Source organism: Ideonella oryzae, from assembly GCF_024055665.1.
Classification (GTDB): Bacteria; Pseudomonadota; Gammaproteobacteria; order Burkholderiales; family Burkholderiaceae_C; genus Ideonella; species Ideonella oryzae.
Genome location: NZ_JAMXMC010000004.1, coordinates 404,669 through 418,884, shown reverse-complemented (window position 1 = coordinate 418,884; position 14,216 = coordinate 404,669). Strand labels below are relative to the sequence as shown.

At 67.9% G+C, this 14,216-nt stretch carries 14 protein-coding genes; 7 read left to right on the top strand and 7 right to left on the bottom strand.

The window, feature by feature from the left end; all coding sequences use genetic code 11:
* Nucleotides 1-61: 61 nt before the first annotated feature.
* Nucleotides 62-760: a hypothetical protein gene (locus tag M0L44_RS08850; protein WP_252769283.1), complete on the bottom strand. Its 699-nt coding sequence runs from the start codon at nucleotides 758-760 to the stop codon at nucleotides 62-64.
* A 253-nt stretch (nucleotides 761-1,013) separates the two neighbouring features.
* Nucleotides 1,014-2,216 (bottom strand): DUF748 domain-containing protein, encoded by a 1,203-nt coding sequence (locus M0L44_RS08845; RefSeq protein WP_252769282.1) that lies wholly within the window; start codon nucleotides 2,214-2,216, stop codon nucleotides 1,014-1,016.
* A 55-nt stretch (nucleotides 2,217-2,271) separates the two neighbouring features.
* Here M0L44_RS08845 and M0L44_RS08840 point away from each other — a divergent pair, with 55 nt between their 5' ends.
* Complete coding sequence (locus tag M0L44_RS08840) at nucleotides 2,272-3,165, top strand: DUF429 domain-containing protein (RefSeq protein ID WP_252769281.1); 894 nt, start codon at nucleotides 2,272-2,274, stop codon at nucleotides 3,163-3,165.
* A 1-nt stretch (nucleotide 3,166) separates the two neighbouring features.
* On the opposite strand, the gene M0L44_RS08835 is transcribed toward M0L44_RS08840, so the two are convergent.
* The 5 genes from M0L44_RS08835 to M0L44_RS08815 form a co-directional block, all read right to left on the bottom strand.
* Complete coding sequence (locus M0L44_RS08835) at nucleotides 3,167-3,886, bottom strand: hypothetical protein (RefSeq protein ID WP_252769280.1); 720 nt, start codon at nucleotides 3,884-3,886, stop codon at nucleotides 3,167-3,169.
* A 54-nt stretch (nucleotides 3,887-3,940) separates the two neighbouring features.
* Nucleotides 3,941-4,861 carry an arginase gene (rocF, locus tag M0L44_RS08830; protein WP_252769279.1) on the bottom strand — a complete coding sequence of 307 codons (921 nt, stop codon included), beginning with the start codon at nucleotides 4,859-4,861 and terminating at the stop codon, nucleotides 3,941-3,943.
* A gap of 88 nt (nucleotides 4,862-4,949) precedes the next feature.
* Complete coding sequence (locus M0L44_RS08825) at nucleotides 4,950-5,843, bottom strand: LOG family protein (RefSeq protein ID WP_252769277.1); 894 nt, start codon at nucleotides 5,841-5,843, stop codon at nucleotides 4,950-4,952.
* A gap of 23 nt (nucleotides 5,844-5,866) precedes the next feature.
* Complete coding sequence (locus M0L44_RS08820) at nucleotides 5,867-6,619, bottom strand: HesA/MoeB/ThiF family protein (RefSeq protein WP_252769275.1); 753 nt, start codon at nucleotides 6,617-6,619, stop codon at nucleotides 5,867-5,869.
* Nucleotides 6,620-6,647: 28 nt separating this feature from the next.
* A complete protein-coding gene (locus M0L44_RS08815) occupies nucleotides 6,648-8,087 on the bottom strand; it encodes a S41 family peptidase (protein ID WP_252769274.1) in 1,440 nt (479 codons plus the stop codon).
* Between the two features lie 333 nt (nucleotides 8,088-8,420).
* Here M0L44_RS08815 and M0L44_RS08810 point away from each other — a divergent pair, with 333 nt between their 5' ends.
* From M0L44_RS08810 to M0L44_RS08785, 6 genes are all read left to right on the top strand, one after another.
* Complete coding sequence (locus M0L44_RS08810) at nucleotides 8,421-8,672, top strand: Rha family transcriptional regulator (RefSeq protein ID WP_252769312.1); 252 nt, start codon at nucleotides 8,421-8,423, stop codon at nucleotides 8,670-8,672.
* On the top strand, nucleotides 8,575-9,072 hold the full coding sequence (locus M0L44_RS22185; RefSeq protein ID WP_354004111.1) for a KilA-N domain-containing protein: 498 nt from the start codon (nucleotides 8,575-8,577) through the stop codon (nucleotides 9,070-9,072). Before M0L44_RS08810 ends, M0L44_RS22185 begins: the two co-directional genes overlap by 98 nt.
* A 376-nt stretch (nucleotides 9,073-9,448) precedes the next feature.
* Nucleotides 9,449-9,670 (top strand): helix-turn-helix transcriptional regulator, encoded by a 222-nt coding sequence (locus M0L44_RS08800; protein ID WP_252769273.1) that lies wholly within the window; start codon nucleotides 9,449-9,451, stop codon nucleotides 9,668-9,670.
* A gap of 166 nt (nucleotides 9,671-9,836) precedes the next feature.
* Complete coding sequence (locus M0L44_RS08795; protein WP_252769272.1) at nucleotides 9,837-11,567, top strand: hypothetical protein; 1,731 nt, start codon at nucleotides 9,837-9,839, stop codon at nucleotides 11,565-11,567.
* Entirely contained in the window at nucleotides 11,557-13,719 is a 2,163-nt protein-coding gene (locus M0L44_RS08790; RefSeq protein WP_252769271.1) for a hypothetical protein, read from the top strand. The genes M0L44_RS08795 and M0L44_RS08790 overlap by 11 nt, the downstream gene beginning before the upstream one ends.
* Nucleotides 13,716-14,159: a hypothetical protein gene (locus tag M0L44_RS08785; RefSeq protein WP_252769269.1), complete on the top strand. Its 444-nt coding sequence runs from the start codon at nucleotides 13,716-13,718 to the stop codon at nucleotides 14,157-14,159. The genes M0L44_RS08790 and M0L44_RS08785 overlap by 4 nt, the downstream gene beginning before the upstream one ends.
* Nucleotides 14,160-14,216: the final 57 nt, after the last annotated feature.

Here is a 14,216-nt window from a genome sequence, read left to right as displayed (position 1 = left end):
GTTCGCAGGCCTGTTCGGACCTGCGGGCATGGAAACCAAGGCGAATCTGCCAGCTGCAGCATCACATTCCCATCGTCTCGGCGCACCACCACGCCGGGTTGCGAGTTGTGCAGACCTTCCCTAGGCGACGAGCTCCCTTGAATGCCTTTCCGGAGACGGCCGGCATAAGCGCATAGTTGATTGCGCTCTTGTCCGTACTTGCGTCGATGTGGGGGTTGGCCTTCAGGCTTTCACTGAGGCCGATTCCTCGATCCAAGATCGCAACCTCTGCTCTTCCCTTGGTTGGCCAATACTGAGCACATATAGAGAACCTATCTACGTTGGCATGCTCGACCACATTTCTCATGATCTCGCGAACTGAATAAGATAATGTCTCAAAGACATCCCCTTGGTCTGTGCCGAGCAAGGTCTCGGCCAACCTCTTGCTCTGCGACTCGACCTCATCACCGACGTCCCTGCCAGTGATTGCAGCTTCCCTTTGAAGAGCTTCAGTTCTAAAGTGTGTTACAGGGATGTAGGATCTGCTTCCTTGCGCCTCCCCCGGCTCTCTTCCAAAGTCTAGCCCAAAGGACTTGAAGAACCCCATGTGACCTGCATAGGTCATGTGCTCAAAGTTGCGACAAGAGATTTTTGCTTCAGGATGATTTGTCACGAAGCGCTCAAGTTCGCTAGCGATAACAAGCATTCCAAACGGTTCAACAGTACTTGTCTTCGAAAAATCGAAGATGATCTGGTCAGTTGGTCCCTGTGCTTGGAGCAACTTGCAGAACGGATAGACCGTAAAGAGGGTTAGCGACTCGGGAACTCGGATGATGGCTAGAGATATTTATTCATTATGGCCGATGCTCGAAACGAGCCGTGTGACCTAGATTGCCGGGATATGCTTTGAATGATGCAGAGTGACATTAATAGTGCCGGGTCAAAAGTGTCAAGGCCAACTTGGGGTGATCCAGGTGCCTGCTTGGCAGACGCGAAGGGGCACGGTTGCACCCAGTGTGCTGACTGCGCATTGATCAGCGCCCAAACAGCCCCTTGATCATCTGCCCCACGCCTTCCACCACACCGCCCACGCTCACGCCCAGGGCCTGGGCCAGACCGGTGGCGAAGCGTTGGGCCAGGCTGTCGTTGACCGAGAAGTTCGGGTCGTCCAGCCGCCCGTCGAGCGTGAAATGCACCTCGATGTGGCCCTTTTCGGCCAGGGTGTTGAGCATGGCCTGGCGACCGGCGGTGCCAAAGCGGTCCCACCAGCCGCTGCCATGGCCCAGTTCCAGGCCCTTCAGGGCCACGGTGCCGGGGGCATGCAGGTGGTTGGCCTTCACGGTGGCTTGCAGGCTCAGGTCCAGCCGACCCTGGCGCACGCCGCCCGCGTTCACCGTGAGCAGATAGGGCTGCAGCACCCTCAGGTCCACGCCTTGCACCTGCGCCTGGATCTGTGCATCGTGGCTGGACGGGGTGAATTCGCCCCGCAGGTTCAGCGTGCCGTCCTGCGTCACAGGGGTTTTGGCACCGGCGCCCTGGCTTCCCCCGCGAACCTGGGCCTGCAGTTCCAGGCCGATCGCCTGGTTCAGCGCCGGCAGGTGCAGGTTTTGGACCTGGGCGCGCAGATCGGCCAGTTGCACCTGGTGGGGCTGGCGCAGGGCGGGGCGGAAGGAGTCGTCGTACAGGTCCACCTGCACGCCTTGCAGCGTGATGGTGTCGATCACCAGGGCGTCGCCGGTCTCGGCGGGCGGCGCGGTGGAAGCGGGTGTCGAGGCTGGCGTGGTCGCCTTGCGGGACGACGGGCGGGCGCCGGCTCCTTGGTTCGGATCACTGTGGCGGGTCGGGTCGGCCGGCTTGTCCAGCAGGCCTGGCAGCAGGCGCAACTGGCCCTGGCGGTTGCGCAGCAGGCTGATGTGGCCGTCTTCCACCTCGATGCGACGGATGCGCCAGGGCCCGGACCAGAGGCTGTCCAGTGCCGGCTGCAGCCAGATGCTGCGCGCCGAGAGTTCCTCGGCATCCGGCCAGCCCCGCGCGGCGGCCAGGCGCAGGCCGCTGATGGTCACACCGTTCCAGCCTACTGTGATGGCCTGCACCTGGGCCCGCGGCCCCAGGGCCTGCGCCAGGCGGGCCTGCAATTGCTGCAGGGCCAGCCGCCAGGCCCACCAGGCTCCCCCGATCAACACCATTCCTGTGAGCGCCGCCACCAGCAGGCGGCGCTGTGTCCTCGACATCTGCATGGGTCCGATTGTCCCCAAGCCGGCCGGGCGGTGGGGCGGCCGCGAGAATGGCCGCATGGAATGTCTGCACCTCACCCCTGCCACGGCCGGCGGTCTGTTTCCGCCCTTGCCCTGCGCCATCGAGGCCTTGCCCTTGCTGGGGGTGGACTTCTCCAGTGCGCCCAGCCGTCAGAAGCCGGTGGTGCTGGCCGGGGGGCGGCGCGTGGGTGCGGTGGTGAAGTTGGACGCGATCGAGCAATTCAGTGCCCTGCCGGCCCTGGCGGAGCGCCTGGCGGCACCTGGGCCCTGGCTGGGCGGCTTCGACCTGCCTTTCGGTCTGCCGCGCCCCTTGCTGGAGGCCTGGGGCTGGCCCCTGGACTGGGCGGAAGCGATGAGCCGCTATGCCCGGACCCCGCGGCCGGAGTTGCAGGCAGCTTTTGCGGCCTTCTGTGCGGCGCGGCCGGTGGGCCAGAAGTTCGCCCACCGGGTGTGCGACGGCCCGGCCGGGGCCTCGCCCAGCATGAAGTGGGTGAACCCGCCGGTGGCCTGGATGATGCACGCAGGCGTGCCGCTGCTGCGGGCTGCGGGGGTCACCCTGGTGGGGCACGAGGCGGGTGACCCGGAACGGCTGGCCCTGGAGGCCTACCCGGGCCTGCTGGCGCGGGCCGTGCTGGGCCGGCGCAGCTACAAGAGCGATGAGAAGGCCAAGCAGACGCCGGAGCGGCTGATCGCCCGCAAGGATCTGGTGGATGCGCTGGAGCAGGGCCGTCAGCCCTGGGGCTTGCGCCTGCGGCTGTCGCACGCCCAGCGCGAGGCGCTGGTGGAGGATGCGCGCGGTGACACGCTGGATGCGGTGCTGTGCCTGCTGCAGGCCGCTTGGGGGGCGGGCCAGCCGCGGGGCGGCTGGCCGGAGGATGCCGATGCCCTGGAAGGGTGGATCCTGGGGGCCGGCACGGTGCCGGCCGCCTGACTCAGTTGCTGCTCAGGCTGATGGAGGCCACGCCGTCGGTTGACACATCGGTGGCCGTGATGGTGGCCTTGCTGCCGATGGTGCCGGCGGTGTCGATGGCGACGCAGTCCTTCTCGGTGTAGCTGCCGCCGCTGACATAGCCAATCTGGTTGTTCAGGCAGAAGTAGGCCTGGCCGCCGCTGGACTCCAGACTCCAGGCGACGCTGCCAGTGGCCACCAGCGCGGCGCCGGCCGAGCAACTTTCATAGGTGTTGAAGGACGCCAGCGTGCCACCGTTGCCAATCCTGGCGTTGGCCACGGGCAGGGCCGATTGGGTGGACACTTCGCAGTAGCCGTCGCTGTCCACGCTGCCCATGTAGAGCAGGTTGGCATCCAGGTACCAGTTGTTGCTGGCACTGCTGGTCGACCCGGCCAGGGTGACGGTGGTGGTACTTTGCAGCACGTGCGCGTTCACGCTGTTGGCCGGGAAGACCGCGTCGGCGGCCGGGTTCAGCGCCAGGGTGGCGGTGGTTGCGTAGCTGCTGGTCCCGCCGGAGGTGGGCTGGTAGGTGGTCGTGCCGCTGAGCGCCCAGGCATGGCTGCCCGTGCTGTAGAGCTTGTTCCACGCGGCTTGCGTCGCGTAGGTGGTGGTGGAGCCGGCATCTTCACTGCCACCGCCACCACAGGCGCTCAGAACGGCGGCGGCCAGCACCGCCATGGAGATACTGCAGAAACGCTTCATGGGCCCTCCCTGGGCACGCAGTCTGAAAGACCCCATGCTAGCGCGTCTGTTCTGTCAGGCCTTGGGCCGCATCAGGGTACTTTTGCCGAACAGGCTTTCGATGAGGTCCACCGCCACCTGGGCGGTCTTGTTGCGCACGTCCAGGGCCGGGTTCAGTTCCACCACGTCCAGGCTGCCCATGCGGCCGGTGTCGGCAATCATTTCCATGCACAGCTGGGCTTCGCGGTAGGTCGGGCCGCCGGGCACCGTGGTGCCTACGCCAGGGGCGATCTCGGGGTCCAGGAAGTCCACGTCGAAGCTCACGTGCAGGTGGGTGTTGGCGTCCAGCGTGGCCAGGGCCAGTTCCATGGCGTGGCGCATGCCCATCTCGTCGATGTAGCGCATGTCGAACACTTCCAGGCCCTGCTCGTGGACGAAGCGCTTCTCTCCCGGGTCCACGCTGCGGATGCCGATCTGCCGCACCCACTTGGGGCTGATGGCGGGCACCTGGCCGCCGATCTCGATCAGCTCCCGGGGCCCGAAGCCGCACAGGCAGGCCACCGGCATCCCGTGGATGTTGCCGCTGGGGGTCAGGGCGCTGGTGTTGAAGTCGGCGTGGGCGTCCAGCCACAGCACGCGCAGCTTCTTGCCGGTGTCGCGGCAATGGCGTGCCACCGCGCTGATCGAGCCCAGGCCCAGGCAGTGGTCCCCACCCAGCAGAACGGGCATGCGGCCGTCCGTGAGCTCCTCGTACACGGCGTCGTGCACCAGGCGGTTCCAGGCGGCCACCTCGGGCAGGTGGCGGTAGCCGTCGGTGGGGGGCTGCCAGGGGTTGGCCGGGCCGGAGAGGTTGCCCCGGTCCTTCACTTCCAGACCATGGCCTTCGAGGATGGGGCCGATGTTCGCCACGCGCAGGGCTTCTGGCCCCATGCTGGCGCCCCGCGCGCCGGCACCGATGTCGGTGGGCGCGCCAATGAGGGTGACTTTGTTCAGCATGGCGCGATTGTGCGTTGCCATGCCGGGTCTGACCAAGGTGGGGCTTCGCCCACCCCCCTCACGCCAAGGGCCTCGTGCCCCGTGCGGCTCAGCGGCCGCCGCTCTCCACGTGGGTGCGGCCGTCCAGCTGCAGGCCGTAGTCCTGCACCAGCGCATCCCAGGCCTCCTCGGCCGTCTCCACGTAGCGGAAGAGCTTCAGGTCGTCGGCGTGGATCATGCCGGATTCGACCAGCCAGTCGAAGTCGATCAGCCGGGTCCAGAACTCGCGCCCGAACAGCAGGATGGGGCGCCGCCGGCTCTTGCCGGTCTGCGTGAGCGTGAGGGTTTCGAACAGCTCGTCCAGCGTGCCGAAGCCGCCGGGGAAGCAGGCCAGCGCCACCGACCGCATCAGGAAGTGCATCTTGCGCAGCGCGAAGTAGTGGAACTGGAAGCACAGCTCCGGCGTGATGTAGGGGTTGGGCTCCTGCTCGTGCGGCAGCACGATGTTCAGCCCCACGCTCTTGCCGCCCACCTCGTGGGCACCGCGGTTGCCGGCCTCCATGATGCCGGGGCCACCGCCGGTGCAGACGTAGATCGGCGTGGTCAGCTCGCGCGAGCGCTCGGTCACCAGGGCCGCAAAACGCCGCGCTTCTTCGTAGAAGCCGCTCATGCGGTGGCGGGTCTCGGCCTGGCGTACCGCCTGCTCGTTACCGCCGGCGCGGGCCTGCTCGAGCTGGGCCTGGGCCTGCTCGGGCGAGGGGATGCGGGCGCTGCCGAAGATGACGATGGTGCTCTGCACCCCCTGTTCCTGCTGGACCAGCTCGGGCTTGAGCAGTTCCAGCTGCATGCGCACCGGGCGCAGGTCGCGCCGCAGCAGGAAGTCGTGGTCGGTGAAGGCCAGCTGGTAGCTGCTCTCCGGGCCACTGTAGGGCGAGGGTGTCTTCTGCAGCGCGGCTTCCTCTTCGGCCGACGGGAAGCGGGGATCAGTCAGTCTGGGGGCCATGGTGGACAGCGTGGAAGGTGGATTCAGTGGACGGCGCCACACACCGGGCAGCCCGGTTGGCGGGGAATGCGGATCTCGTCCCAGCGCATGCGGCGGGCGTCAAGCATCTGCAGGCGGCCGGCCAGTGACGTGCCGACACCCGCCAGCAGCTTCAGGGCCTCGGCAGCCTGGGTGGCGCCGATGATGCCCACCAGGGGCGCGAACACGCCCATCGTGGCGCAGCGCACCTCTTCCACCGCGGCGTCGGGCGGGAACAGGCAGGCGTAGCAGGGGGCCTCGGGCTGGCGGCAGTCGTAGACGCTCACCTGGCCGTCGAAGCCGATGGCCGCGCCGCTCACCAGCGGGCGCTGGTGGCGCACGCAGGCGGCGTTGACCAGCTGCCGGGTGGCGAAGTTGTCGCTGCAGTCGAGCACCACGTCGGCTTGGGGCACCCACTGGTCGAGCAGGGCGGCATCGGCCCGCTGCACCAGTGCGTCGACCCGTGCCCCGGGGTTGAGCGCCTGGATGGCGGTGGCGGCCGAAGCCACCTTGGGTTGGCCGATGCGGTCCTGGCTGTGGGCTATCTGACGCTGCAGATTGGTCAGGTCCACCGTGTCGGGGTCGACCAGGGTGATGCGACCCACGCCGGCGCTGCCCAGATAGAGCGCCACAGGGGAGCCCAGGCCGCCGGCACCGATGACCAGGGCATGACCGGACAGGAGCCGATCCTGGCCCTCGATGCCGATGTCATCGAGCAGGATGTGCCGCGAATAGCGCAGCAGGTCGTCGTCGGTCACGCGGGGGCGGCCGTGGTGCCGGGAGGGGTCAGTGCACCGTGCTGGCGTCGGCCTTGCGCTCGGACATGTTCTTGCTGACCATCACCGGCTTGCCCTGGAGCTGGTTGAGCGCCTGGGTCAGCTGGAAGTCGTCGGTGCTGCCGAACTCCGGCAGGGGCTTGACCGAGTTCTTGTCCTTGGCCAGCTGCTCTTCGAGCTTCTGGCGGGCTTCCTCGCGGGCCTTCTCGCGATCGGCATCTTCCTTGGCTTCAGGGCCATTGGCCAGGTGCTTGTCGAGGTCGGCCTCGCGGGTGCGCAGGGCGGCGAAGACATTGCCCTCGGCGGTCTCGTCGAGCCACACGTCGGGCACGATGCCCTTGGCCTGGATGGAGCGACCGCTGGGGGTGTAGTAGCGGGCGGTGGTGATCTTCAGCGCGGTTTCGGCCGAGAGCGGGCGCACCGTTTGCACCGAGCCCTTGCCAAAGGTCTGGGCGCCCATCAGCGTGGCGCGCTTCTGGTCCTGCAGGGCGCCGGCGACGATTTCGCTGGCCGAGGCCGAGCCTTCGTTGACCAGCACCACCATGGGCACCGACTTCAGCGCGGCCGGCAGCTTCTTGAGCGGGTCGCTGCCGCCACGGCGCAGGTAGTCGTCCGGCGTGGCGCGGAAGGTGGCCTTGGATTCGGGGATCTGGCCGTTGGTGCTCACCACCACGGCATTGGCCGGCAGGAAGGTGGCGGCCACGGCCACGGCGCTTTCCAGCAGGCCGCCCGGATCGTTGCGCAGATCCAGCACCAAGCCCTTCATCTGCGGGTTCTGCTTGAACAGCTCGTCGAGCTTGCGGGCGAAGTCGTCGACAGTGCGGTCCTGGAACTGGGTGATGCGGATCCAGCCGTAGCCCGGCTCGATCATCTTGGCCTTCACGCTCTGGACGTGGATCTCCTCGCGGGTGATCGTGGCCGGGAAGCTGCGGTTCTCGTTCTTGCGGAAGATGGTTAGCACGACCTTGGTGTTGGGCTCACCGCGCATGCGCTTGATGGCCTCGTCCATGGTCAGGCCCTTGACGGCCGTGTCGTCGATCTTCGTGATCAGGTCGCCGGACTTCAGGCCGGCGCGGAAGGCAGGGGAGCCCTCGATCGGGGAGACGATCTTGACCAGGCCGTCTTCCATGCCGATCTCGATGCCCACGCCGACGAAGCGGCCGGAGGTGCCTTCGCGGAATTCCTTGTAGGACTTCTTGTCGAAATACTGGGAGTGCGGATCCAGCCCGGCGACCATGCCGGAGATGGCGTCGGTGATCAGCTTTTTCTCATCGACCGGCTCGACATAGTCGGTCTTGATCATGCCGAACACGGCCGCCAACTGCTGCATCTCTTCGAGCGGCAGGGGGCCGTAGCTGTTCCGGGCTTCGGCCGTGAACTGGATGGTGGTCAGCGCGCCGGCCACTGCTCCCATCGTGAGCAGACCCACCATCTTCAACTTGGCACCCATGTGTGACGTCCCGCTTTCTATGCACGCAGGCCAGCAGTATAGAACTGACCACCTACCTTCAGAGCCGGATATGGCCGGAAAGTTGCAGGGATTTGGGGGGCTTGGGGCCCGCTTTCAAGCGGCTTTGCGGGTAAGCGAGGACTCACGCGCGGCATCGGCCCGGAAGGGGCGGCGCCAGGGGCCCGGCAGTAATCTCACTCCCCAGGGGAACTGGTGAGAGGGCTGCAGAGTTGCCCCCAAAGTTGCCCCCACGGTGGGTCTGCTGCAATTGGACGACTGCGGACTACTACGGACAATTATGGGTGAGATTAGCCCGCCGCCGGCCTGCTGACGATGGGCAGCCGCGAGATTGCCGATCTGCTCCATTGCCGCCACGACAGCGTGAAGCGCACCGTGGAACGCCTGACCGAGGTTGAGGTGTTGGTCCGTCCACCAATGGTGGATGAACAGCTCTCGGACACCCTGGCCCAGACCCGCGCCCTGGTGGATGAAATCCAAACTACCGGTATCCCGGCAGTTGTGGGGAGTCCCGCACCAGCCGGTCTTCTGGCTGCGCAGCGCTCAAGCCCGCGCCTTGGCAGATGAGATTGAGAACTCTGCAGATTTGCAGGGTTCGTCGGCAGTCTTTACCCGCGAGGGAGCGGCCGGCGGAACCTGCGTCATGAAGGAACTGGTCTACGCCTATGCCATGTGGATCAGCCCTGCCTTTCACCTGAAGGTGATCCGGGCCTATGACGCCATGCAGGGGCCGGCCGCGCCGATGGTGCCCACCACGATGGCCCAGGCTCTGCGTCTGGCGGCCGAGCAGGCTGAGCGGCCACAAGAAGCTCGCTGGGAACAGCTGGAAGCCCTTGGGAAGATGCCCCCAGACTTGGGGGCATGTCTGCGTCGCCTGAATGATCTGCACCGGGCCAGCGGCGGCCATCCCAGCCATCGGCCCCGGCGCCTGGGTCCGCAACAAGCAGACCCAGGCGCTGGTCGCTGAAATCACCGATGCGGGAATTTCCGCATCGGGACCTGTCGAGGCCCCCAAGGGGGGATCGGAGAACAGGGCACCTACGGCGCCACGCTGGCGCCGGCGGCGGTCCAGATGCCGCCAGCCATGGCGCGGGCCAGGCTCAGGGCCAGGCTCAAAACCCGATCAAGAGCACCCCGGCACGACAGATTCCGACGCCATCGGCGCCCAGCTGTCCAACGCCCGCAGCGATGCCGGGGATGCCCTGCATTGTCCTTTCGCAAGCCTGAAGCCGGCAACTGCGGCTGAAGCCGGAACGCTTCAGGGAGGGCCGGTGCTGGCGCTGTTGAACGGCCGCCGTGCATAGGGTTTAGCCAGATCGGGCCACGTCGCGACAGTTGTGGACATGGACCCCGAACTGATCAGGCCGGCTGCGGCGGCCACGCGCTACTCGCTGAGCCGGCGCACGCTTGGCCGCCGCATGAAAGACGATCCCACGTTCCCGCGCCCCATCAGGCTGGGGAGTCGGGTGGTGTTGTTCAAGCGGTCGGAGCTGGATGCCTACTTCGAAGGCAAGCGGGGCACTGTCACCACTGTCACAGAGGAGACCTCAGGTCATGGCAGCTGAAACGATCCGAGGCTTTCAACCGGCGCGGCGCGCCAAGACCTCGCCCATGAAGCCGCGCGCCAGCGCATGCCCGACCTGCGGCTTCGCCAATGGAGGCTTGGTGCAAGGCCCTGGGACGGGGACGTCCGATGATGTGGAGGACGAGGTCCCCAACGGCTCTTACATCATGCCCGCCGACAGCACGGCCGCCGTGGGGGAGCCCACGCTGTCAGCCATGGGGCGCGGCAAGGTGCCGGTGGCCTTGAGCGCCGGCGAGTTCAAGATGCCGCCCGAGCAGGTGTATGCGATCGGAGTGCAGGCCCTGGACCAGATCAAGAACGCCACCCACATGCCGGTGGCGCCCGCCGGCTTCGTCCCGATGGCCAGCGTCATCGCCGAGGAGGTCGGTGAAGGTGAAAAGGGTCAGCCGCGCTACTTCTTCGCCGACGGGGGGCTGGTGGACGATGGGCGCTCGGTGCGTGGCTTCGCTCTGGGCGCACCCTCAGTCGGTCCCGGGGATGGCCTGCATGCGGCCAGCAACCTGGGGGCTCAGGGCGCGGCGCCATCAGCCCCTTCGCCCACCACCAGCGCCAGCATCGGTGTTCAGACGATGCCGGGCCGAGGGACCAACCCCAACGACCCGCGGCGCCTTGATGCACCTGTCCAGGATGGGGCAACCCAGGTGCGTGGCCTGCCTGGCGTCTACCGGGCGGGCAACAGCTACGGCGACAGCACCCAGGCGGCGATCGACGGCGCCGCGCCGCGCGGTCTGCCGACACCCCAGAGCCAGGCGGCGGCCACCAACCTCGCCGCCCGCTCTTCTGGTGCGCCCGCCGCGGCGCTGCAGACCAGCCAGCCGGCCGGACCGGTGGGATTCTCCGCGCCCGGGGGCGCCGTGGGCATCGGTTCCGACTGGCGCCGCCAGAAGGACCTGGAGAACGCAGCCACCGCGGCCAGCTCCATCCTGAACACCCGCAAGTGGGGCGGGCCCGGCGCTGAGAACAACCCGGAAGTGCAGGCCTATCAGGCTGCGCTGGCGCAGGAGTCCGCCCGCCAGCGCGGCGCGATGAGCGCGCAGGAGGCCGCCATGCACGAGAGCGGAGCCACCCAGCGCGAAGGGATGCAGCAGGCAGGCGAAGACGGGCGGTCGCTTCTTCAGCTGCAGCTGGCCGCCGCCCGTGAGCAGCGGGCCGTTCAGCAGCAGGCCGACCAAGTGGCCATCGAGAGGGCCCGGCTGGGCATCGATGCCACTCGCGCTGCTGGCGCTGGTGTCCCGAGCGGTTACCGCGTCAAGGCCGACGGCACGGGGCTGGAGTTCATCCCGGGCGGCCCAGCAGACCCCAACACCCCCAAGGGTCGCAACAACCTGACCGACACCCAGGCCAAGGCCCTGCAGTTCGGCACCCGCATGCTCGAGTCCGGCAAAGCCCTGGATGCTCTGGCTGCGGCAGGCGTTGAACAACCGGGCTATCTCAAGCTCAAGCGCATGGCGGATTCCGTGGGTGCCGGGGTGGCGGCCAACTGGACCCAGACACCACAGCAGCAGCAGGTGGAGCAGGCCCAGCGGGACTTCGTGAACGCGGTGCTGCGCCGGGAGTCGGGGGCCGCCATCAGCGAGTCCGAGTTCCAAAACGCCCGCCGGCAGTACTTCCCCCAGCCCGGGGACAGCTCGGAGGTGATCGTGCAAAAGCGGCGCAATCGCGAGCTGGCCACGCAGGGCATGTTGGCCGAGGTGCCCGACCATCAGAACCGAGTTGGCCAGGTGGTATCTGCGGCCGATCAGGCGGCCAGCGCTGCCGGCGGGCAACAGGCCCAGCAACAGGCGCCGCTACAGCAGCGCGCGGTGACCCGCACCGGCACCCACAACGGCCGAAAGGTCGTCCAGTACAGCGATGGGAGCATCAGCTATGCCGACTGACCAATCCACACCATCCGCGCCGGGCATCGATCCCTCCTCCGTGACCTGGGATCAGCCCGCCCGGGCGCAGGCGACGTCCATCGACCCGGCGCACGTGACATGGGATGCAGCCCCTGCGCAGGGGCCGAGTGCCTCAACGCCCGAGGCGGCCCAGAAGCCCGAGCCGGGTCTGGCTCAGCAGCTGGTGGGTGCCGGCAAAGAGCTGGGGCGCCAGGTGGGCCTGACAGCCCGCTACGGCCTGGAAGGTCTGGGCCAGGCCGCCGAGGTTGTCACAGAACCCATCCGCAAGCTGGTGACCGATCCCGCCATGCGTGCCCTGGGTGCGCAGGAGGGGCGGCCCCTGGGCCAGACAGCTACCGAGCTGGCCGATGCGATCGGTCTGCCCAAGCCTCAAGACGCCACGGAACGGGTGGTGGGCGATGCCACCCGATTCCTGGCCGGAGGCGCGGGCATGGCCGGCGCGGCGGGGAAGGTGGCTCAACTGGCCAAGCCCGGGATGCTGCAGTCCGCGGCACAGACCCTGGCCGCCAACCCCGCCGAGCAGATGGTGGGCGCTGTCGGTACCGGTGCTGGCGCTGGCGTCTCCCGGGAGGCTGGCGGCAATGACGCCATGCAACTGGGCGCGGGTCTTGCCGGCGGCTTGACCTTGGGGGGTCTGATGCAGGCGGCCCGCTCCGGCGTTCGCTCGGCCAGCGTGCTCCTGCCTGCCCGCACACAGCGGATGGAGCAGCAGATCGGGCAGGCCCTGGACCAGGCGGGCGTGAACTGGGCCGAGGTCCCCGAGTCGCTGCGGCAGGGACTGCGCGCCGAGGTGGAGCAGGCGCTGGGCACAGGCCAAACCCTGGACCCCGGGGCAGTCTCTCGGCTGCTGGACTTCCAGCGTGTCGGCGCCACGCCCACCCGGGGCATGCTGAGCCTGGATCCGGTGCAGATCACCCGCGAGCAGAACCTGGCCCGCATGGGGGCGAACGCCAGCGACACCGGGCTGCATGGCCTGGCCCGCGTGCAGAACGAGAACAACGCCGCCTTGATCGACAGCCTGAACCGTCTGGGGGCGGGGGGCGCAGGCGATGCCCATGCGGTCGGCACCCAGGCGATCGACACGCTGCAGCGCGGCCTGGATGCCGACCGGGCCGCCGTTGGCGTGCTGTACAGCCAGGCCCGAGACAGCGCTGGCCGGAGCTTCCCGCTGGACGGGAGCGCCTTCACCAGTCGGGCCAACAGCCTGTTGGATGAGGCACTGCTGGGCAGCGCGCTACCGCCTTCGGTGGGGCAGCACCTGAACCGCATTGCCGCAGGCGAGGTCCCCTTCACAGTCGACTACGCGGAGCAGCTCAAGACCGCCATGGGCCAGCTGCAGCGGGCCAGCAGTGACGGGCAGACCCGCATGGCCCTGGGGCTGGTGCGGCAGGCGCTGGACGAGACCCCCGTGCTCGGACTCGGCCAGGGCAGTCCTGCGGCCGGGGTTCAGGCCGGCGAGCAAGCCGTGGAGGCCTTCAACCGGGCCCGGCTGGCGAACCGGGACATGATGCAGCGCGTGGAGGCCATCCCGGGCCTCAAGGCGGTGTACGAAGGCACCGCTGCGCCGGATGACTTCGTGCAGCGCTACGTCATCAGCCGCGGCGCCAAGGTGGAGGACACCGGGCGCCTGGCCAGCGAGTTGCGCCGCAGCGATCCGCAGTCCCTGCAGGCCGTGCGGGGGAGCATCGCCGCGCACCTGAAGACGGCCGCCATCGGCGCCGCGGCTGACGAGACGGGGAAGTTCAGCGCCAGCGGCTACAACCGGGCGCTGATGGCTCTGGGCCCGCGCAAGCTGGGGCAGTTCTTCAGCAAGGAGGAGGTGGCCCAGCTCAAAGCCGTCGGCCGGGTGGCGCAGTTCGCCACAGCTCAGCCGGTGGGTTCCGCAGTGAACAACAGCAACTCCGGCGCGCTCCTGGCCGGGCGAGGCCTGGACCTTCTGGACCGCCTGGCGTCCAAGGTGCCGCTGCTGGGTCTGGGTCCAACCGTCTCTGGGTTCGCCAGGAACGTGCAGCAGCGCCAGGCGCAGAACATCGCCCCGGCTCTGGTGCGCAAACCGCTACCGCCGCCCCGAGGGCTGCCCGCTGTGACGCTCGGGACCTTGATGGCCAGCCAGGGGGAGTCCGCGCGATGACCGCCACCGTGGAGATCACCAGCACCCAGCGCGTCTATGACGCCGTGGTCGACCTGCACGCGCTGGAGCAGGTCGCCACCCGTGAGACGGTGGCCAGGCTCACGGGGTTGAAGCTGACGGTCGTGGATGACCGGCTGCGGGCCTTGGTCGATGACCAGAAGCTCAAGCGGGTATTGCGTGGCGTCTATGTGCCTGTGGAGACGCACCCGCCGGCCCGCGACATCAGCAAGACCATCCTGTCCGACGGCCGGGTGAAGATCGAGATTGGCGACGAAGTCTTGACCCTCACCCCACGGGAGGATCGCATGCTGTCCAGTCTGATGGCCGGCACGGCGGCCCAGGCCATCGCCATTCAGACGGGCAACACCATGGTCCAACTGGGTTCGGATCTGCACGTACTGATGCGGGCCGCTGAACTTGCCGTAAAGACGCGGCGCTGATCCTGGCGGCATCCTCTGGAGGAATGGGACCCGTCCCGGCGCCTCTGGCGCTGGCCG